Here is a 19,623-nt window from a genome sequence, read left to right as displayed (position 1 = left end):
CACGGCCGCCACCGTGATCGATGGAGCGACCGAGACCGACTCCCGCGAGATCGCGCCCGGCGGCATCTTCGTCGCCAAGCGCGGCGAGCACACCGACGGCCACCTCTTCGCTCCCGCCGCTCTCGAGCGCGGTGCCGCGCTCCTCATCGTGGAGCGCCCCCTCGACCTCGACGTGCCGCAGGTCCTCGTCGACGACTCCGTCGGTGTGCTCGCCGCGCTTGGCGACGAAGATGCCGCCGGGCGCGATCTCGCGGGAGTCGGTCTCGGTCGCTCCATCGATCACGGTGGCGGCCGTGGCGGACGAGCCGGCCAGGTGGAGGCGTCCGGAGACGGCCTCGGCGATCTCGGTGAGGGTGAGGGCGATCATCTACAGCCAGCCCGCCTCGCGCAGCGCGTGACGGACGTCGTCTCTGGCCGAATACGGCATGTGCACTCCTGCGATCTCCTGGTGGTCCTCGTGGCCGGGCCCGGCGTAGAGGATCGAGTCCCCTTCGCGCGCGAGGGCGACGGCGGCGCGCACGGCGGCGCGCGGGTCGGCGATCTCGTGGATCTCCCGGTCGGGCACGGCGGCCCGGGCGCCCTGGAGGAGCGCGGCGCGGATGGCGGCCGGATCCTCCCAGCGCGGGTGGAAGTCGGTGACGACCACGACGTCGGCGAGGCGGGCGGCGATGGCGCCCATGTCGCTCCGCTTGGTCGTGTCTCGGTCCCCGTCCGCCCCGAACACCATGAACAGGCGGCCGGGCGTGATGGTCCGCAGCGCCTCGAGCGCGTTCTGGAACGCGTCGGGGGTGTGGCCGTAGTCGACGTAGACGCGCGGTCCGCGCTCCCCCGAGACGAGCTCGGCGCGGCCCGGGATGTAGACGTCGAGACGGCTGTCCTCGAGCGCGTGCGCGACGGCGTCCAGGTCGAAGCCCGACTCCACCAGCATCACGATCGCCAGCGCGGCGTTGGAGGCCATGTACCAGCCGATCAGCGAGACGGTGACGACGACGGAGCGGTTCTCGGGCCCCTCCAGGCGGAAGGTGGTGCTGTCGGGCGTCGCGTCCAGCACCGTCATCGACCAGTCGGCGGGCGTCGTCGGGGCGACTCCGACGACCGGCGAGCCGGCGAGCGTCGCGACGGGGATGCGGCTGCGCTCGGCGAGCTCGCGCCCCCAGGCGCTGTCGACCGTGACGACGCCGCGGCGTGCGCGCTCCGGCTCGAAGAGGTCGGCCTTGGCCTCGAAGTACTCGCGCAGATCGGAGTAGTCGTCGAGGTGGTCGTGGCTGAGGTTCGTGAAGCCGACGACGTCGAAGACGAGGCCGTCGATCCGGTGCCGCGTGAGCGCCTGCGCCGAGACCTCGATCGAGACCGCACGGACGGCGGACTCGCGCATCCGCGCGAGCAGGCCGTGCAGCTCGCTCGCCTCGGGAGTGGTCAGCGAGCTGACCACGGCGACGTCGCCGATCCGGCGCTCGGCGGTGGAGCTGAGGCCGGAGACGACTCCGAGCCGGCGCAGCAGCGCGTCGAGGATGTAGACGACGCTCGTCTTGCCGTTGGTCCCCGTCACGCCGAAGAGCGTCGGGACGTCCTCGCGGGTGCGGTGGATCCACGCGGCGACGTCGCCGAGGGCGGCCCGCGGGTCGGGGGTCACCAGCACGGGCAGGCCGCTGTCGGCGGCGAGCTCCGCTCCGGCGGGATCGGTCAGCACGGCGACGGCTCCGGACGCCGCGGCGGCGGACGCGAAGGCCGCGCCATGGGCACGGCGTCCTGCGACACCGACGTAGAGGTCTCCGGACTCGACCTGGTTCGAGTCCAGCGTGACTCCGCTCACCTCGACGCCCTCGAGGCCGCGGACCGGGCCGAGGGAGAACTCGGCCACGAGCTGCGAGAGGCTCCGCGGCACGGGGTGCTCGGGGCGGAGGGAGGACTGCGGGCGAGGGTCGTGCACTGCCCGCTCTTTCTCTCGTTCTGGTGCGTGGATCGTGGTCCCGGCGGGGCTCACCACGTCGTGGGGTACTGGACGGGCGGCACCGTGGACGGCTCCACCCGGTTGGTCTTGAGCACCTGGGTCATGACCTGCTGGAAGACGGGAGCCGTCGCCTGGGACGTGTTCATCTTAACCGGATCGGCGATGGTGACCGTCACGACGTACTCCGGGTCCTCCGCCGGCGCGAGCCCGGCGAGTGAGACGGTGTAGCTCTTCGAGTAGCCGCCCTTCCCGTCGGGCTGCTGCGCGGTACCGGTCTTGGTGGCGATGTTGTAGCCGTCGACGTGGATGTCGTTCGCCAGCCAGCCCTCGTTGTAGTGCGTCTGCAGCATGTCGACGACCTGCTTCGCGGCCGAGCTCGACACCACCTGGGTGCCCGTCGCATCGGGGACGTCCACGACGGAGCCGTCGGCCGTGGTGCAGCCGTCGATCAGCTGCGACGGGAGCCGCACTCCGCCGTTGCCGAGCGTCTGGTAGATGCTCGCGACCTGCACCGCGGTCGCCGAGACGCCCTGGCCGAACATCGTCGTGTAGTTCGTCTGGTTGTCCCAGTCCTGGTAGTCGGCGAGCAGGCCGCCCTCCTCGCCGGGGAAGCCGCTCGTGGTGGGCGTGCCGAGACCGAACTTCTGCAGGTAGTCGTAGCGGGTCTGGGCCGACAGGCGGGAGCCGAGCATCGAGATGCCGACGTTCGACGAGTCCTTGAGGATGCCGGTCAGCGTGTAGTTCGTCGGGGTGTGCGCGAAGTCGTCGCTGAACGAGGCGCCGTCCTTCTCGAAGGAGTCCGGGACGACGACCTGGGTCGTCGGGCCCGCCTGGCCCTGGTCGATCAGCATCGCGGCCGTCATCGGCTTGAAGGTCGAGCCCGGCTCGAACGGCGCGCGGAAGGCGCGCGAGCTGCGGTCTGCGGAGGCGCTCGCCTCGACGTTGTTGGGGTCGACGGTCGGCGTCTCGGCCACGGCGAGCAGCTTGCCGGTCTTGACCTCCTGCACCACGACGATCCCGTAGCTGCCGCCGACCTCGGCGACGCGCTGCGAGAGGACCTGCTGGGAGTAGTACTGGAGGTCGGAGTCGATGGTGAGCTTCAGCGTCCCGCCGTCGACGGCCGGGGTCTCCGAGACGGTGCTGCCCGGGATCCGGACGTAGTCGGCGCTGCGCTCGTAGCTCTCGGAGCCGTTCTGCCCCGCGAGGCAGGTGTTCTCCGCGTACTCCATGCCCTCCTGGGCCGCTCCGTCCGCCCCGACGTAGCCGACGAGGTTGCCGGCCACCGCGCCGTTGGGGTAGCTGCGTCCCTGCTGGGTCTCGAAGTAGGTCCACGGGATGTCGAGCGCGACGAGCTTCTGGTAGGCCTCGAGGTCGAGCCCCTCCGAGAGGATCAGGTAGTTGGCCTTGGCGTCCTTCGCGAGCGCGGCGTCCACCGCTCCGGTGATCTGCTCGACCGACTGCCCGGTGATCGCGCCGATCTCGGAGGCGGCCTGCTGCACGCTGACCATGACCTTCTGGTCCTCGCCCAGCTCGCGCGGGAACTCGGCCACGTTCTTCGGCGAGGTCGTCAGCCGGTAGCGCGTGGTGGTGTCCGCGAGCACCGTCCCGGAGCGGTCCACGATGGGGCCGCGCTGGCCGTAGGTGACGACGCTGTTCGACTGGTTCTGGGCGGCCGCATCGGTGAGCTCGTTCGCCCGCACGATCTGGATGTCCACCAGCTTGCCGATGAAGAGTCCGACGACGGCGACGATGATGACGAACGTGACGGCCGTGCGGCGTCTGCTCGAGCGGTGGTGTCTCACTGCGGCGTTGTCCTTCTTGCTCCGGGCGGGCGGGCCGCCGTTCGTCGGGTCCGGATGGTCGTCGTGCGCCCCGCGGGGCGGGTGCCCGCACGGAGGCGGACCGCGACGCCGTGCGTCAGTGCGTGATGGGCGCGGGCAGCTCGCCCTGCAACGGTACGGCCGCGCCGTCGACAGCCGGGGAGGACGCGCTCGCGCCGGGCTGGAGAGCCGGGACGAGGGCGTTGGGCACGAGCGGCGCGGAGGCGGTGCCCGTGACTTCGCTCGACGCGGCGGAGGAGGGGTCGCCCAGCACGGCGCCGTCCGAGAGGCGGAGGTAGACCGGCGCGGTGTTGGCGACCATGCCCAGGCCCTGAGCGGCGGTGGCGAGGTTCTGCGGCGAGCTCAGCGTGTCGACGGCGTCCTGCTTCTCCGCGTTGCTGCGGGTGAGCGACTTCTGCTCGGTCTGCAGCGCCGAGATCTGGTAGGCCCCCTGCGAGAGGCCGACGCTCACCAGGAGCTGGACGACGATAATCGCGAAGAGGCCGGCGACGGCGACGATCCCGTAGACGAGCTTCGGGCGCGACTGCGCCTGACCGGCCGGGACGGCCTCGATGCGGGGGCGGGGCGCCTCCTCCTCGGGGCGTGCTCGGCGGGCGGTGTCGATGACGGCGGGGTCGATGACGGCGGTGGCGCTCATGCGGTGCTCCTGATCCTCTCGGCCGCGCGCAGACGCACGGGTGTCGCTCGGGGGTTGCGGGCCTTCTCGTCGTCGGAGGCGAGCTCGGCTCCGCGGATGACGAGTCGGAACTCGGGTCGGTGCTCCGGCAGCTCCATCGGGAGGCCGGCCGGGGCGGTGGAGGAGGACGCGGCCTGGAGCGCGCGCTTGACGATCCGGTCCTCGAGCGACTGGTACGCCTCGACGACGATCCGCCCGCCCTCGTTGATCCGGCCCAGCGCGGCGGGGATCGCCCGCTCGAGGACGGACAGCTCCTGGTTGACCTCGATCCGCAGCGCCTGGAAGACGCGCTTGGCGGGGTGGCCGTTCCGCTGGATCGCGACCGGGGTCGCCGCCTGGATGATCTCGACGAGACGGCCGGAGCGCTCCAGCGGAGCCTCGCGACGGGCCTCCACGATCTTCTTGGCGTAGCGCGCGGCGAGGCGCTCCTCGCCGTACTCGTGGAAGATGCGGCGCAGGGCGGTCTCGTCGTAGTCGGCGAGGATGCTCGCCGCCGTGAGCGGGGCGGTCGAGTCCATCCGCATGTCGAGCGGCGCGTCCTTGGAGTAGGAGAAGCCGCGCTCGGTCTCGTCGAGCTGGAGCGAGGAGACGCCGAGGTCGAAGAGCGCACCGTCGATCGTGTCGATGCCCAGCTCGTCGAGCACGTCGGGCAGCTCGTCGTAGACGGCGTGCACGAGGTCGATCCGGGAGGCGTGGGCGGAGAGCCGCTCCCCCGCGAGCTGCAGCGCCTCGGGGTCGCGGTCCAGGCCCACGAGGTGCAGGCCGGGGAAGCGCTCGAGCAGCGCGAGCGAGTGCCCGCCCATGCCGAGCGTCGCGTCGACGGCGACCGCCCCGTCGCGCTCCAGCGCCGGAGCGAGGAGCTCGACGCAGCGCTCGAGCAGCACCGGGAGGTGCCGCTCCTCGGTCGGGCGCGGAGCGTCCTTCGGAGTGTTCTCTGCCATGGCGGTCCCGCCGTTCCCGTTCCTGTCGTCCGATCCCCATCCACCTCGCGTCCGGACACCGGGGAAGGTGCGTCCGGGCGCCGAGTGGCTGGGAGTCGCGCGACAGGACCTAGAACAGGCCGGGGATCACCTCCTCCTGGGTGTCGGAGAACACGGACTCCTGCTCCTGCAGGTAGGTCTCCCAGGCGCCCTGCGCCCAGATCTCGGCGCGGTTGCCCGCTCCGATGACGGTGAGGTCGCGGTCGAGGCCGGCGTAGGCGCGCAGCGGAGCCGGAAGGGTCACGCGGTTCTGCTTGTCCGGCGTCTCGGCGCTCGCGCCCGAGAGGAACACCCGGAGGAAGTCCCGCGCCTGCTTGCTGGTCACCGGCGCCTGCCGGATCTTCTCGTGCATCACCTCGAACTCGGCCTGGCTGAACACGTACAGGCACCGCTCCTGGCCGCGCGTGACGACGACTCCGGAGGAGAGCTCGTCGCGGAACTTGGCGGGGAGGATCACGCGGCCCTTCTCGTCGAGCTTGGGGGAATAGGTGCCGAGGAACACGGACTGCCCCCCACTTCTTCCGGCCAAGGATGGTGTGTCCTCCACAGTACTCCACTTCCCCCCACTCACAACCCCGGCGCGGCGCGGGGCGCGCCGGAGAGGCCCCGGTCATCCGCGTGTTTCCACGGAATCGCGACAGTGGGGCGAAGTGGAGAGGGAAGGCCGCGGGAGGGAGTCCGCGGGCACGAAAAAAGGGCCGATCCGTGAGGATCGACCCTGTGGTGGAGCGGAGGGGGGGCTAGCCGCGCCCGTCTCCGCGGTTATCCCATCTGTCGTTCAGTCGGTCCATGAAGCCGGACCCCTGGCGGTTGCCCGAGCGGGGCTTCGACGGACGGCCGACGTCGGGCAGGCCGGGCTCGGCGGAGCCGCCGGCGGCCGGGCGCATGGCCACGATCACGCCGCCGAGCATGAAGGCGAACCCGAGGATGCCGACGAGGGGCTGGCGCACGACCACGCCCGCGACGAGCACGGCGAGACCGAGGATGCCGAGCAGGATGCCGAGCACGAGGGCCCGGTAGTTGGTGCCGCCGCGCCCCTTGCCGACCGCCGCCACGAAATCGGCGTCGTTCTGGTAGAGGTTCCGCTCCATCTCATCGAGGAGCCGTTGCTCGTGTTCCGAAAGCGGCATCGTGACCCCTTCAGGGTGCGGCGTCGACCCTTTCGGGGATCGGCACCGGAATAGGCGGCGTCTGGGCTCGACCGGTCGGGCGGCGCTTCAGTGTAGACCGAGCCCGACGCAGGCACCAGGCACCTTCGGTGCATAGGCTGGTCGGGTGAACCACAGCTCTCGACTGGTCGATCGCGTCCAGCTCCGAATCGATGAATTCCTCACCGGGCGCACGCCAATTCTGCGCTCCATAGGAGAGGACGTCTCCGCCCTCGGCGACCTTTCGCGGGACTTTCTCAGCGGGGGCAAGCGGTTCCGCGCGCGCTTCTGCGAGGCGGGCTGGAACGCGGTGTCGAGCACCTCGAGCGAGGCCCATCCGAGCGGCTCCGATCCGATCGCGAGGGTGGGCGCCGGGCTGGAGCTGTTCCACGCCGCCGCCCTCGTCCACGACGACGTGATCGACAACTCCGACACCCGCCGCGGCGCTCCCGCGGCGCACCGGCGCTTCTCCTCCTTCCACGCCGACGGCGGCTGGACCGGCGACCGCGACGAGTTCGGCCGCTCGTCCGCGATCCTCCTCGGCGACCTCCTCCTGGTCTGGTCGGACGAGATCTTCGCCGCGGCGGAGTGGTCGCTCGGGGATCGAGTCGCGGCCGAGCGCGCGCGCGCCGAGTTCAACCTGATGCGCACCGAGGTCACGCTGGGCCAGTACCTCGACATCCTCGAGGAGAGCGCGTGGGTGCAGCACCCCGAGCACGAGCACCTGCAGCGGGCGGAGCGGGTGGTGGTCTACAAGAGCGCGAAGTACAGCATCGAGGCGCCTCTGGTGATCGGCGGCTCCCTCGCCGGCGGCGACGACGCTCAGCTGGACGCCCTGCGCCGCTTCGGGCTCCCGGTCGGGATCGCCTTCCAGCTGCGCGACGACGTCCTCGGAGTCTTCGGCGACCCGGCAGTGACGGGAAAGCCGGCCGGCGACGATCTGAGGGAGGGCAAGCGCACCGTGCTGCTCGGCCTCGCCCGCGGCGCGTGCTCGCCGGGCGAGCGGGCCGAGCTCGACGCGGTCGTGGGCCGGAGCGACGCCGACGCGGCGTCCATCGCGCGGGCGCAGGAGATCATCGCGGGCAGCGGCGCCCTCGAGCGGCTCGAGGAGCGCATCGACCAGGAGGTGGCAGCGGCGATCGCGGTCCTCCCCGACGCGCCGCTCCGCACGGAGGGCGTGGCGGAGCTGCGCGAGCTGGCCGCCCAGGTCACGGTCCGCACCTCCTAGGAGCGGACCAGCGGGATCAGGCCAGGGCCTGGGCGACCCGCCGGACCTCGGCCTTGCGGCCGGCGCGGAGGGCGACGATCGGGCTCGTGCCCAGGCTCTCCTCGACCGTCAGCATCCAGTCGACCGCCTCGTCGTCGGTGAAGCCGGAGTCGGCGAGCAGGATCGCGGTGCCGCGGATCTCGCTCATCGGCTCCCCGTCGCGGAGGAAGAGGGCGGGGACCTTCAGCACGCCGTCGCGGCGGGTGCCGAGCAGGTGGCGCTCCTCGAGGAGGCGGCGGACCCGGCCGGCGCCGAGCCCGGTCAGCTCCACGAGGTCGGGGACGGTCAGCCACTCGAGCTCGGAATCGGTCGAGGTGGCGGGGGAAGCGGACGAGTCGGTCACGCGTCAAGACTGCCACGAGCCCGGAGGGCCGCCAACTGCGGGCGCCCCGGAGAAGGAGTCGGGCCCGTCCTGCGCCGCCCGGGCGTCGCTCACCGGTTCCCCCGGGGGTCTTGCCTAGACTCGTCGCGTGACCACCAGCCAGCTCGACCCTCTCCTCGGCCGTCTCGTCGACGGCCGGTACGAGGTGCGCTCGAGGATCGCCCGCGGCGGCATGGCGACGGTCTACCTCGCGCACGATCAGCGCCTCGAGCGCCGCGTGGCGATGAAGGTCATGCACGGCCACCTCTCCGACGACGCGACGTTCAAGAACCGCTTCGTCCAGGAGGCGCGCTCCGCCGCCCGTCTCGCCCACCCGAACGTGGTCAGCGTCTTCGACCAGGGCCAGGACTCGGACATGGCCTACCTGGTGATGGAGTACCTCCCCGGGATCACCCTGCGCGACCTGCTCAAGGAGCGCGGCCGGCTGACCGCCCAGCAGGTCGTCGACATCATGCACTCCGTGCTCTCGGGTCTCGCCGCCGCGCACCGCGCCGGGATCCTTCACCGCGACCTCAAGCCCGAGAACGTGCTCCTCGCCGACGACGGCCGGATCAAGATCGGCGACTTCGGCCTCGCGCGCGCCGCCTCCGCCAACACCGCCTCCGGTCAGGCCCTCCTCGGCACGATCGCCTACCTCTCCCCCGAGCTGGTCACGCGGGGCACCGCCGACACCCGCAGCGACATCTACGCCATCGGGATCATGATCTACGAGATGCTCACCGGAGAGCAGCCCTTCACGGGCGAGCAGCCGATGCAGATCGCGTACCAGCACGCGAACGACTCCGTCCCGTACCCCAGCGCGACGGTCGCCTCCGTCCCCACCTCGCTCGACGAGCTCGTCCTCTGGGCGACCGAGCGCGACCCGGACATGCGGCCCCGCGACGCCGGTGTCATGCTCGCGCAGCTGCTCGAGGCCGAGCGGCTCATGGGCATCACACCGAGCGACCGCCGCGGCGACACGCAGGCGGTCACCCCGCTCCCGGTGCCCGTCGCCGATCCGGCGCCCGCGACGGCCGTCTTCGATACGGCGGAGCCCGGGCAGACCTCGGTCTTCGACCCGGCGCCGGCCCCCGGAGCGGTGCTCGTGGTCGACGAGGACGACGACACCGTCACCCGGCTCGCGAGCAGGCGCCGCGTCCGACGGCGCCGCGGCGTCCTGCTCACGGTGGTCGTCCTCCTCCTGGCGCTCATCGGCGGCGGGACGGCCTGGTGGTTCGGCGAGGGACCCGGCGCGATCGTGTCGATCCCGGACGTCGTCAGCCAGTCGCAGCAGGACGCGACGGCCCAGCTGCAGGCGCAGGGCTTCGAGGTGCAGCCGCAGGAGACGCCCGACCTCACCGTGCCCGCGGGGACGGTGGTGAGCTCCGATCCGCCCGGCGGGCAGGGGGTGCACAAGGGCTCCGTCATCACGCTGACCGTCTCGAGCGGGCCGCGCCAGCTGCCGGTCCCGTCTCTCGCCGGCCTCTCGGAGGCCGACGCTGCCGCCGCGGTGACGGGCGGCTCCTTCACCGTCGGCGACGTCTCGAAGATCTTCGACGCCGACGTCGACGCGGGTGTGGTCGTCTCCGCCTCGCTGCCTGACGGATCGGCGCTGCCCGAGACGATGTCCGAGACCAGCACCATCGCGATGGTGGTGAGCCTCGGACCGATCCCGAACGTCGTCGGCCTCTCGATCGACGACGCGACGGCGAAGGCGGAGGCGGCCGGTCTCGCCCTCGACCGCAGCGGCGAGGACTGGAGCGACACCGTGGCCGCGGGCGTCGTCCTCACGCAGGCGAACCCGGAGGCGCCCGCCGTGACCGGCGACACCGTCTCGGTCGTCGTGTCGAAGGGGCCCGAGCCCGTCGCCGTGCCGAACGTCGTGGGGATGAACCGCGACGAGGCGAAGGCGGCCCTCGAGGCGGCGGACCTGTCGTGGAGCTACTCCCTGACGACGCTCGGCCCGCTGATCGACGCGGCGCCGAACGAGCTGACCAAGGTCACGAACCAGTCCAACAAGGCCGGCGATCTCGTGCAGCGCGGCACGACGATCCAGCTGTCGATCACCATCACGACCTGACGCCGCCGGTCGAGCCCTCAACGAGGACTCGACCGGCGGTCGGGGTCGGATCAGATCGCGCGGCCCCGGAGCTCCTCCGCCACGAGGAACGCGAGCTCGAGCGACTGCATGTGGTTGAGGCGCGGGTCGCAGACCGACTCGTACCGGGTGGCGAGCGTCGCCTCGTCGATGTGCTCCGAGCCGCCGAGGCACTCGGTGACGTCGTCGCCCGTGAGCTCGACGTGGATGCCGCCCGGGTGCGTCCCCGCGGCGCGGTGCGCCTCGAAGAAGCCCTTGACCTCGTCGACCACGTCGTCGAAGCGACGGGTCTTGTAGCCGGTCGGCGTCGTCAGCCCGTTGCCGTGCATCGGATCGGTCACCCACAGCGGCAGGGCGTCGCTCCGCTTGACGGCCTCGAGCAGCGGCGGGAGGGCGTCGCGGATCCTCCCGGCACCCATGCGGGTGATGAAGGTGAGGCGACCGGGCTCCCGCTCGGGGTCGAGCTTGTCGATCAGCTCGAGCATCGTCTCGGGCGTGGTCGACGGGCCGAGCTTCACGCCGATCGGGTTGCGCACCCGCGACAGGAAGTCGACGTGCGCGCCGTTGAGCTCGCGGGTGCGCTCGCCGATCCAGATGAAGTGGCTGGAGGTGTTGTACGGCGTGCCGGTCCGCGAGTCGATGCGCGTCATGGGGCGCTCGTAGTCCATCAGCAGGCCCTCGTGGCCGGTGTAGAACTCGGTGCGCTTCATGCCCTCGAAGTCGGCCCCGCACGCCACCATGAACTTGACCGCGCGGTCGATCTCGCGGGCCAGCTGCTCGTAGCGCTGGTTCTGCGGGTTCTCGGTGAAGCCCTTGTTCCAGTAGTGGACGAGGCGCAGGTCGGCGAATCCGCCCTGCGTGAAGGCGCGGATGAGGTTCAGCGTCGAGGCGGCGGTGTGGTAGCCCTGCACGATGCGGCGCGGGTCCGCGGCGCGCGACTCCGGGGTGAAGTCGTAGCCGTTGACGATGTCGCCGCGGTAGGCGGGCAGGGTCACGTCGCCGCGGGTCTCGAGGTCGCTCGAGCGCGGCTTCGCGAACTGGCCGGCCATCCGGCCCATCTTGATGACGGGCATGCTCGCGCCGTAGGTCAGGACGACGGCCATCTGCAGCACGGTCTTGACGCGGTTGCGGATCTGCTCGGCGGTCGCTCCTGCGAAGGTCTCGGCGCAGTCGCCGCCCTGCAGGAGGAACGCCTCGCCGCGGGCCGCGGCTCCGAGACGCTCGCGCAGCTGGTCCACCTCGCCGGCGAACACCAGCGGAGGGAGCGCGGCCACCTCGGCGGACGCCGCTCGCACGGCCTCCGCATCGGGCCACTGCGGCTGCTGCTTGATCTCGAGCTCGCGCCAATAGTCCAGGCCGGCGACCACGGAGGGGGCGGCGAGGACGTACGGTTCGTTCGGATCGATGACCACGAGGGTGTTCCCGGTTCTGACGGGCGCCAGCGGCGCGCGGAGGGCCGCCGTCCGGACGGACGGCAGCGGTTGACGAGCTTATCGCCTGGCAGGGCGCTCGGCCGGGAGGGGGCCCCGGCATCGAGCGGGCGCTCAGCGGGTGAGGGCCGCGCGCTTCTCCTTGACCGAGGTCGCGTAGACGTCGAGGTACTCCTGGCCGCTCAGGGCGAGGAGCTCGTACATGATCTCGTCGGTGATCGAGCGGAGGATGAACCGGTCGCCCTCCATGCCCTCGAAGCGGCTGAAGTCGAGCGGCTCCCCGAAGACGATGCCGATGCGGCCCAGCTTCGGCAGGCGCTTGCCGATGGGCATGATGCGCGCGGTGTCGATCATGGCGACCGGGATGACGGGCACGCGGGCCTCGAGGACCATGCGCGCGACACCGGTGCGGCCGCGGTACATCCGGCCGTCGGGGCTGCGCGTGCCCTCGGGATAGATGCCCAGGGCGTGGCCGCCCGCGAGGACGCGGAGGCCCGTGTTGAGCGAGGCCTCCGACGCCTTGCCACCGGAGCGGTCGATGGGCAGCATCCCCGTGGCGGTGAAGAACGTCCGCGTCGCCCAGCCCTTGAGGCCCTTGCCGGTGAAGTAGTCGCTCTTGGCGAGGAAGACCATGTTCCGCTCGATCACCAGCGGGAGGATCACGGAGTCGATGAAGGAGAGGTGGTTGCTCGCGAGGATCACGCCGCCGTTCTGCGGCACCTTGTCGGCGCCGACCACCCACGGCCGGAAGATCGTCTTCAGGAGCGGGCCCGCGACGATGTGCTTCATGAACCAGTAGAACATCGGGCTCCTCGGCGGTGCGGCGGATCGGGTGCGGCGGGTGCCGCTAGAGGGAGCTCGCGTGCAGGCGCGCCAGGTCGGCGGCCCCCACGACTCCGGCGTCGTTGACGAGCTCCGCGATGCGGAACTCGGGCTCGGGGTGGTAGCCCCGGGCGGGGAGGTTGTCGAGGTAGGCCTGGCGGATGGGGTCCAGCAGGAGGTCGCCCGCCTGCGCCACTCCGCCGCCGATGACGAACATCTGCGGGTCGAGGACGGCGCTCAGGCTGGCCGCCGCCTCGCCCAGCCAGTGGCCGAGCTGTCGCAGCGCCGCGAGGGCGCCGAGGTCGCCGGCGGTGATCAGCTCGGAGATGAGGTGGCCGTTCAGCTCGCCGCCGTTGCGGGCGCGGGCGTCGGCGATGCCCTGGCCGATCCCGCCCGCGTCGGCCAGCTCGCCGGCGAAGCGCTGGAGCGCGCGGCCCGAGCCGTACTGCTCGATGCAGCCGCGGGCGCCGCAGCCGCAGGGCAGGCCTCCGGGGACGACGCGCATGTGCCCGATCTCGGCCGCGGCGCCGAAGCCGCCGCGCAGGAGCCGGTCGTTGATGACGATCGCGCCACCCACTCCGGTGCCGATGGTGAGCATCAGCATGTCGCTGACGAGGCGGCCCGAGCCGTAGCGGAACTCGGCCCAGCCGGCGGCGTTCGCATCGTTCTCGATGATGATCGGCAGGTCGATGCGGGCCGAGAGCTTCTCGCGGAAGGGCTCGTTGCGCCAGTTGATGTTCGGGGCGTAGTAGACGATCGACTGCGAGGCGTCGATGAAGCCGGCGGCGGCGACTCCGACCGCGGAGACGTCTCCCGGGAGCAGGCCGGAGCGCAGATGCTCGACCATCTCGACCACGACGTCGACGATCAGCTCGGGGTGCCCGGCAGGAGTGGGCCGACGGTCCTCGCGGAGGATCCCCCCGAACTCGTCGACCAGGGCTCCGGCGATCTTCGTGCCGCCGATGTCGATCCCGATCGCGTGCACGCGAACCGCCTTCCCGTCGCCACCGGCGCGGCAGCGTCGGCGGGCCGCCCTGAGCGGCGGCCAGGACGAGTGTAGTGACCGCGAGCGCTCCGATGCGGCTCAGCGGCGAGACCCGGCGACGCGTGTCGGCCCTCCTCGCGGAGCCACCCCTGGATCGTTACCCTGAACGGATCCACAGCTTGCGCCGCGCCGGTAGGGTGGAGACGACGTTCATTCAGGTACCGAAGGAGTTGCCGTGGACCAGTTCGATTCCCCCCTGGTGGTTCCGGCCGATCCCCAGGCCAACACGACCGCCCTCCTGCTGGACCGCGTCCGCGAGACGCCCGATCGCCCGCTCTTCGCGCTGCCCGACGGCGACGGCTGGCGCGATGTGACGGCGCAGGAGTTCCTCGACCAGGTCACGGCCCTCGCGAAGGGCTTCGTCGCCGCCGGCCTCGAGCCGGGCGAGAAGGTCGGGCTGATCTGCAGGACGCGCTACGAGTGGACGCTGATCGACTTCGCCGTCTGGTTCGCCGGCGGGATCCTCGTCCCGGTGTACGAGACCTCCTCCCCCGCGCAGGTGCAGTGGAACCTCACCGACTCCGGCGCGCACGCCGTGATCGTCGAGACCCCCGAGCACTTCGCCCGCTTCGACGAGATCCGCGCCGACCTTCCCGAGGTCCGCCTCGCCTGGCAGATCGGGCTGGGCGATCTGGACAAGCTCGTCGCGCGCGGCGTCGACGTGCCGGACGCCGAGATCGAGCGCCGCCGCTCGCTGGCGACCGGCACCGACATCGCGACCATCATCTACACCTCCGGCTCCACCGGCCGCCCCAAGGGCTGCATCATCCGGCACTCGAACTTCGTCGAGCTCAGCCGCAACTCGGCGGTCGCCCTGACGGAGCTGATCCACCAGCCCGGCGCGTCGACGCTGCTGTTCATCACCACCGCGCACGTGTTCGCCCGCTTCATCGCGATCCTCTGCGTGCACGGCGGGGTGAAGGTGGGGCACCAGGCCGACACCAGGCAGCTGCTCCCCTCGCTCGCGTCCTTCAAGCCGACGTTCCTCCTGGCCGTGCCGCGCGTGTTCGAGAAGGTCTACAACTCCGCCGAGCAGAAGGCCGAGGCCGGGGGGAAGGGGAAGATCTTCCGCCGCGCGGCCGACGTCGCCGTCGCCCACTCGATGGCGCTCGAGGCGGGCTCGGTGCCGCTCGCTCTGAAGCTGCAGTTCCTCCTCTTCGACCGGCTCGTGTACTCGAAGCTGCGCACCGCCATGGGCGGGAACGTCCGCTTCGCCGTGTCCGGCTCGGCGCCGCTGGGAGACCGGCTCGGGCACTTCTTCCACAGCCTCGGCATCAAGATCCTCGAGGGCTACGGCCTCACGGAGACGACGGCGCCCGCCACCGTCAACCGCACCGAGCGATTCAAGATCGGCTCGGTGGGCCCGGCGATGCCCGGGGTCTCGATCCGGATCGCGGGCGACGGCGAGATCCAGGTGCGCGGCATCGACGTCTTCGGCGGCTACTGGAACAACGAGGCGGCGACGGCCGAGTCGTTCGACGGCGAGTGGTTCCGCACGGGCGACCTCGGAACCCTGGACGAGGACGGGTACCTGCGCGTCACCGGGCGGAAGAAGGAGATCATCGTCACCGCCGGCGGCAAGAACGTCGCTCCGGCGGCGCTGGAGGATCCGATCCGCGCGAACCCGCTGGTCGGCCAGGTCGTCGTCGTCGGCGATCAGCGCCCGTTCATCGCTGCTCTGGTCACGCTCGACTCCGAGATGCTGCCGACGTGGCTCGCGAACAACGGGCAGGACAAGGGCCTCTCACTCGAGGACGCGGCCGTGAACCCGGTCGTTCTGGCCGAGGTGCAGCGGGCCGTCGATGCGGCGAACGAGCGCGTGTCCCGCGCCGAGTCGATCCGGAAGTTCGTGATCCTCCCGACCGAGTTCACGGAGGCGAGCGGTCACCTGACTCCGAAGATGAGCATCAAGCGCAACGTCATCCTCGCCGACTTCGCCGACACCATCGCCGCCGTCTACTCCGCCGCCCCCGCCACCGAGGGCATCTCCCTCCGCTGACCCCGCGCTCTCCCGCCGTCACCAGCAGGCCGTCCCGATCGCAGCCGCCTCCGGGACAGCGCGCCCAGCTCTATCCCGTCGGCGGAACGCCCGACGCTCTCCTCGACGCGCCCCTGTCGCGGTGCCGACCGCGCCGGGCCGGGCAGGGACCGGCTCCCCCTCAACACAGCCGTATCCGGGAAAGCGCGTCCCAGCGCTTTCCCGTCGGCGGAACGCACGACGCTCCACGGAACGCGCCCACCTCGAGCGGCCGACTGCGTGGAGCCGGGCAAGGACCGGCTCCCCCCTCAACACAGCCGTATCCGGGAAAGCGCGTCCCAGCGCTTTCCCGTCGGCGGAACGTACGACGCTCCACAGAACGCGCTCACCTCGAAAGGCCGACCGCGCCGGGCCGGGCAGGGACCGGCTCCCCCCTCAACGCAGCCGTATCCGGTGAAGCGCGTGCCAGCGCTTCACCGTCGGCGGAACGCACGACGCTCCACCGAACGCGCCCACCTCGAAAAGCCGACCGCGCCGAGCCGGGCAAGGACCGGCTCCCCACCAACACAGCCGTATCCGGGAAAGCGCGTCCCAGCGCTTTCCCGTCGGCGGAACGCACGACGCTCCATGGAACGCGCCCACCTCGAGAAGCCGACCGCGCCGGGCCGGGCAGGGACCGGCCCGGAATCGAACTCAGAACCAGTCGGATTCCCGGACGGCCTTCATAGCGGCGCGGCGGTCGTCCTGGGAGAGGCGGTCGAGGTAGAGGCGTCCGTCGAGGTGGTCGCATTCGTGCTGGAGGGCCTGGGCCATGAGGCCGTCGCCTTCGAGGACGATCTCGTTGCCGTCGAGGTCGGTGCCGCGGACCTTCGCGTGCGGGTAGCGGATCGCGGGGTACCAGAGGTTCGGGACGGAGAGGCAGCCCTCGTCGACCGGTCGCGGGTCTCCGCTGAGCTCGATGATCTCGGGGTTGAGGATGTACCCGATGACGCCGTCGACGTTGTAGCTGAAGGCTCGGAGGTTGACGCCGATCTGGGGGGCTGCGACGCCGGCGCGTCCGGGCGGCCGGACGCTGTCGACGAGGTCCTCGACGAGGCCGCGGACGCCGGCGTCGACCGTCTCGATGGTCGTGGACGGGGTCTTCAGCACCGGGTCCCCGAAGATGCGGATCTGGCGTTCGGTCATGTGGTGCGCTCCCTCAGGGCCTCCTCCGCGCTCAGGAGGGCGTTCTCGACGACTTCGCTCGCTGCGGGGTGCGGCCAGTACTGGCTGCGGGCGAGTCCGCGGATGCCGGTGCCGGCGCTGGCGGCCTGGACGAGCGGCTGAATGAGGATACTGGCCTGCGGCCCGATGATGTGCGCGCCGAGGAGGGCGCCGTCGAGTCCGACGACCAGGAGGCAGGCGCTGGAGTCGTCCTCGAGCGCCCAGCCGAAGGCGGTGGAGCCGTACTCCTGGGTGACGGTGACGACGTCCAGGCCCTGGTCCCGCGCTTCGGCCGCGGTGAGCCCGAAGTGGGCGATCTGCGGGTGGGCGAAGATCGCGCCGGGCACCGGCGAGAGGGTGTCGGAGAGCAGCTCGCCCGGGTGCAGGAGGTTGTGCGCCACGAGGCGCGCCTCGTGGTTGGCGACGTGCTTGAGCTGCCAGCGCGACGACACGTCGCCGAGGGCGAAGAGGCCGGGCACGGGGCGTCCGCCGGAGAGGACGCGCTGCTCGGTGTCGACGCTGATCCGGCCGTCCTCGTGCAGATCGATCCCGACGGAGGCGGCGGCGACCGTGTCGCTGTTGGGGTCGCGGCCGAGCGCGACGAGCAGCAGGTCGGTCTCGACCGTCGTGCCGTCGCTGAGGGCGACGCGGAGCCCGTCAGGGCGGGCGTCGACGCTCTCGGCGCTCACTCCGGTGAGCACCGTGTACCGCTCGGCGGCGATCCCGGTGAACCGGCGCGAGACGTCCTCGTCGAGGGCGCGGAGGAGGCGGTCGCCGCGGACGGCGACGGTCACGGCCGTGCCGAAGGAGGAGAAGACGTGGGCGAACTCGACGGCCACGGCGCCGCCGCCGAGGATCAGCATCCGCTCGGGGAGCTCGTCGAGCCGCATGACCGAGGACGAGTCCTGGATGCGGGGGTCGGGCTCGTACGCGGCGAGGAGCGGCCTGGGCCGCGAGCCGGCGGCCACGACCACCTGCGGAGCACTGATGCGGGCACCGCTGGCGCTGACGAGGACGTGCGGGCGGTCGCCGTCTCCGAGCGACTCGAAGCCGAAGCTCTCGCGGAGGACGGTCACGTTTGGGGAGCGCTGATCGCGGTACTCGAAACCGCCCTCGCTGATCGCGTCGATCCGGCCGAACACCCGGTCGCGCACCTCGGCCCACTCGGGGCGGCGGAGGCGGGAGTGGACGCCGATCGGGCCGCCCTGGTCGACGTCGGTGATCACGTCGGCGACATGGACGAACATCTTGGTCGGGATGCAGCCGGCGTTGAGGCAGGTGCCGCCGAACCACTCCCCGTCGTCGAGGATCGCGACCCGCAGGCCGTCGAACTCCGGACCGACGATCGAGTTGCCGGAGCCGGCCCCGATGACGATCAAGTCGAAGGAGTCGGTGGTCGCGTCGGGTCCGTCGGTGCGGTCCTGGAACGCGGCGGACGCCGCCTCGGAGCCCCGGGGCTCAGACACGTCGGACCGGCATGCCCTCGACCACGAGCGCGGCGAGCAGGCGTGCGGCGTCCTTCGTGCCCTCGCGCAGCTGCTCCCACTTCACCACGGATCCGGCGGCGAGCACCGGGTCGTAGGGGATGCGGACGATGTCGCGGACGCGGGAGCGGAAGTGCGACTCGATCTCCTCCAGCTTCACCAGGCTCGTGCCCTGCGTCGCCGTGTTGAGCGCGACGACCGCGTTGCGCACCAGGGCGCCGTAGCCGTTCGCGTCCAGCCAGGTGAGGGTCTCGGAGGCCAGGCGGGCCTCGTCGACGCTGCCGCCCGAGACGATCACCACCGTGTCGGCGCGCTGCAGCGTGGGCCGCATCACCGAGTGCACGATGCCCGTGCCGCAGTCGGTGAGCATGATCGAGTAGAAGCGCTCGACCAGGTCGGCGACCACGTTGTAGTCGTCCTCGTCGAAGGCCTCGGAGAGCTGCGGGTCGGTGTCGGAGGCGAGGACGTCGAGGCGGGTCTCGTCGCGGGAGACCATCGTCGAGAACTCGGTGAACCCCGTCACGCCGGCCGCGCGGTTCACGACGTCGCGGACGGTCGCCCGCGTCTGCTTGGGGACGCGCTCGGCCAGGGTGCCGCGGTCGGGGTTCGCGTCGACCGCGATGATGCGGTCCTCGCGCGCGTCGGCGAGGGCCATGCCCAGGAGCGTCGTGACCGTGGTCTTGCCGACGCCGCCCTTGCGGGTCATGACCGGGACGAAGCGGGTGCCGCCCTCGAACTGCCGGCCGATCCGCTCGTCCATCGCCTTCCACGCCTTCACCTTCGCGGAGTCGCCGAGGTTGACCGTGTGGAAGGTCAGGCCGTAGAGGAAGCGGTGCCAGCCGCCCGTGGGAGCGGGACGGGTCTTGCGGTTGACCTCCAGGAGCCTGTCCGGGGTGAGCATCGACGCCGACTCGGGGACGGCGGCGCTCGGCGCGGACGGGGCGGGAGCGGCGCTCGAGGACTCGGCGCGGAGGCGGTCGCGGCGCGTGGGGACGGCGGCGGGCTCCCCCGCGGACTCGGACGCCGCGGGCTTCTCGGCGGACTCCGCTCGGGCGGGGATCCCCGCCGAGACCGGTCCGTTCGCGCCGGACGGGTGAGCGGGAGCCGGTGAGGGGGTCGGAGCAGGACTCGGCTCCGGGGGCACGAGAGCGCGCGAGCGCGAGGGCGGCAGGCCGAGGCGGCCGACGTCGATCGCGTCCTCGTCCTCGACCGGAGCGGGGGCGGTGGAGCGGCGCCGCGGGCCGCCCGGCGCGATCCGGGCCCGCCGGTACACTCGTCCTGAGCGGAAGGAGGCTCGTTCGCATGGATGAGCGCAACGACGAACAGCCCGACACCGACA

16 protein-coding genes and 1 pseudogene are annotated in these 19,623 nt (G+C 71.7%); 4 read left to right on the top strand and 13 right to left on the bottom strand.

All coding sequences use genetic code 11. The annotated features are described in order from the left end of the window. Positions 1 to 13 precede the first annotated feature (13 nt). A pseudogene (locus C5C74_RS17915) lies at positions 14 to 112 on the top strand (hypothetical protein); the annotation flags it as partial. Positions 113 to 367: 255 nt separating this feature from the next. Here C5C74_RS17915 and C5C74_RS14585 read toward each other — a convergent pair. The 6 genes from C5C74_RS14585 to C5C74_RS14560 all read right to left on the bottom strand — a co-directional run bounded on the left by C5C74_RS14585 (position 368) and on the right by C5C74_RS14560 (position 6,578). Then, the gene (locus C5C74_RS14585; RefSeq protein WP_104238697.1) at positions 368 to 1,930 is read right to left on the bottom strand and encodes a Mur ligase family protein; all 1,563 of its coding nucleotides are present in this window, start codon (positions 1,928 to 1,930) and stop codon (positions 368 to 370) included. Positions 1,931 to 1,980: 50 nt separating this feature from the next. Further along, a complete protein-coding gene (locus tag C5C74_RS14580) occupies positions 1,981 to 3,753 on the bottom strand; it encodes a penicillin-binding protein 2 (RefSeq protein ID WP_258063941.1) in 1,773 nt (590 codons plus the stop codon). A 115-nt stretch (positions 3,754 to 3,868) separates the two neighbouring features. Next, complete coding sequence (locus tag C5C74_RS14575; protein ID WP_104250753.1) at positions 3,869 to 4,429, bottom strand: hypothetical protein; 561 nt, start codon at positions 4,427 to 4,429, stop codon at positions 3,869 to 3,871. Further along, complete coding sequence (rsmH, locus tag C5C74_RS14570) at positions 4,426 to 5,409, bottom strand: 16S rRNA (cytosine(1402)-N(4))-methyltransferase RsmH (RefSeq protein ID WP_104327506.1); 984 nt, start codon at positions 5,407 to 5,409, stop codon at positions 4,426 to 4,428. Before rsmH ends, C5C74_RS14575 begins: the two co-directional genes overlap by 4 nt. Before the next feature lie 109 nt (positions 5,410 to 5,518). Then, positions 5,519 to 5,950: a division/cell wall cluster transcriptional repressor MraZ gene (mraZ, locus tag C5C74_RS14565; protein ID WP_104222586.1), complete on the bottom strand. Its 432-nt coding sequence runs from the start codon at positions 5,948 to 5,950 to the stop codon at positions 5,519 to 5,521. 238 nt (positions 5,951 to 6,188) lie between these two features. Next, entirely contained in the window at positions 6,189 to 6,578 is a 390-nt protein-coding gene (locus tag C5C74_RS14560) for a DUF3040 domain-containing protein (protein WP_104222585.1), read from the bottom strand. 145 nt (positions 6,579 to 6,723) lie between these two features. Here C5C74_RS14560 and C5C74_RS14555 point away from each other — a divergent pair, with 145 nt between their 5' ends. After that, positions 6,724 to 7,824, top strand: coding sequence for a polyprenyl synthetase family protein (locus C5C74_RS14555; protein WP_104222584.1), 1,101 nt, complete (start codon positions 6,724 to 6,726; stop codon positions 7,822 to 7,824). 16 nt (positions 7,825 to 7,840) lie between these two features. Here C5C74_RS14555 and C5C74_RS14550 read toward each other — a convergent pair whose 3' ends face one another. Next, positions 7,841 to 8,206: an Rv2175c family DNA-binding protein gene (locus C5C74_RS14550; protein ID WP_104222583.1), complete on the bottom strand. Its 366-nt coding sequence runs from the start codon at positions 8,204 to 8,206 to the stop codon at positions 7,841 to 7,843. Positions 8,207 to 8,333: 127 nt separating this feature from the next. On the opposite strand from C5C74_RS14550, the gene pknB reads away from it, so the two are divergent. Continuing rightward, positions 8,334 to 10,304 (top strand): Stk1 family PASTA domain-containing Ser/Thr kinase, encoded by a 1,971-nt coding sequence (pknB, locus tag C5C74_RS14545; protein WP_104351781.1) that lies wholly within the window; start codon positions 8,334 to 8,336, stop codon positions 10,302 to 10,304. Between the two features lie 50 nt (positions 10,305 to 10,354). Here pknB and C5C74_RS14540 read toward each other — a convergent pair whose 3' ends face one another. The 3 genes from C5C74_RS14540 to C5C74_RS14530 form a co-directional block, all read right to left on the bottom strand. Then, positions 10,355 to 11,689: a class II 3-deoxy-7-phosphoheptulonate synthase gene (locus C5C74_RS14540; protein WP_104351782.1), complete on the bottom strand. Its 1,335-nt coding sequence runs from the start codon at positions 11,687 to 11,689 to the stop codon at positions 10,355 to 10,357. Positions 11,690 to 11,866: 177 nt separating this feature from the next. Beyond that, the gene (locus tag C5C74_RS14535) at positions 11,867 to 12,556 is read right to left on the bottom strand and encodes a 1-acyl-sn-glycerol-3-phosphate acyltransferase (RefSeq protein WP_104222581.1); all 690 of its coding nucleotides are present in this window, start codon (positions 12,554 to 12,556) and stop codon (positions 11,867 to 11,869) included. A 43-nt stretch (positions 12,557 to 12,599) separates the two neighbouring features. Then, positions 12,600 to 13,559 carry an ROK family glucokinase gene (locus C5C74_RS14530; RefSeq protein ID WP_104222580.1) on the bottom strand — a complete coding sequence of 320 codons (960 nt, stop codon included), beginning with the start codon at positions 13,557 to 13,559 and terminating at the stop codon, positions 12,600 to 12,602. A 235-nt stretch (positions 13,560 to 13,794) separates the two neighbouring features. Between C5C74_RS14530 and C5C74_RS14525 the strand changes: the two genes are divergently transcribed. Continuing rightward, positions 13,795 to 15,618 (top strand): long-chain fatty acid--CoA ligase, encoded by a 1,824-nt coding sequence (locus C5C74_RS14525; RefSeq protein WP_104351780.1) that lies wholly within the window; start codon positions 13,795 to 13,797, stop codon positions 15,616 to 15,618. Positions 15,619 to 16,290: 672 nt separating this feature from the next. On the opposite strand, the gene def is transcribed toward C5C74_RS14525, so the two are convergent. The 3 genes from def to C5C74_RS14510 are packed head-to-tail and all read right to left on the bottom strand — an operon-like array spanning position 16,291 to position 19,557. Next, positions 16,291 to 16,782, bottom strand: a complete 492-nt coding sequence (gene def / locus C5C74_RS14520) for a peptide deformylase (protein WP_104225378.1) — start codon at positions 16,780 to 16,782, stop codon at positions 16,291 to 16,293. Further along, complete coding sequence (locus C5C74_RS14515; protein ID WP_104351779.1) at positions 16,779 to 18,266, bottom strand: mycothione reductase; 1,488 nt, start codon at positions 18,264 to 18,266, stop codon at positions 16,779 to 16,781. The genes def and C5C74_RS14515 overlap by 4 nt, the downstream gene beginning before the upstream one ends. Then, on the bottom strand, positions 18,259 to 19,557 hold the full coding sequence (locus C5C74_RS14510; protein ID WP_258064187.1) for a MinD/ParA family protein: 1,299 nt from the start codon (positions 19,555 to 19,557) through the stop codon (positions 18,259 to 18,261). Before C5C74_RS14510 ends, C5C74_RS14515 begins: the two co-directional genes overlap by 8 nt. Positions 19,558 to 19,623: the final 66 nt, after the last annotated feature.

Source organism: Rathayibacter sp. AY1E8 (assembly GCF_002931415.1).
GTDB lineage: Bacteria > Actinomycetota > Actinomycetes > Actinomycetales > Microbacteriaceae > Rathayibacter.
Note: the sequence above shows the minus strand (reverse complement) of the source record. Positions and strands in the feature narration are given on the sequence as shown.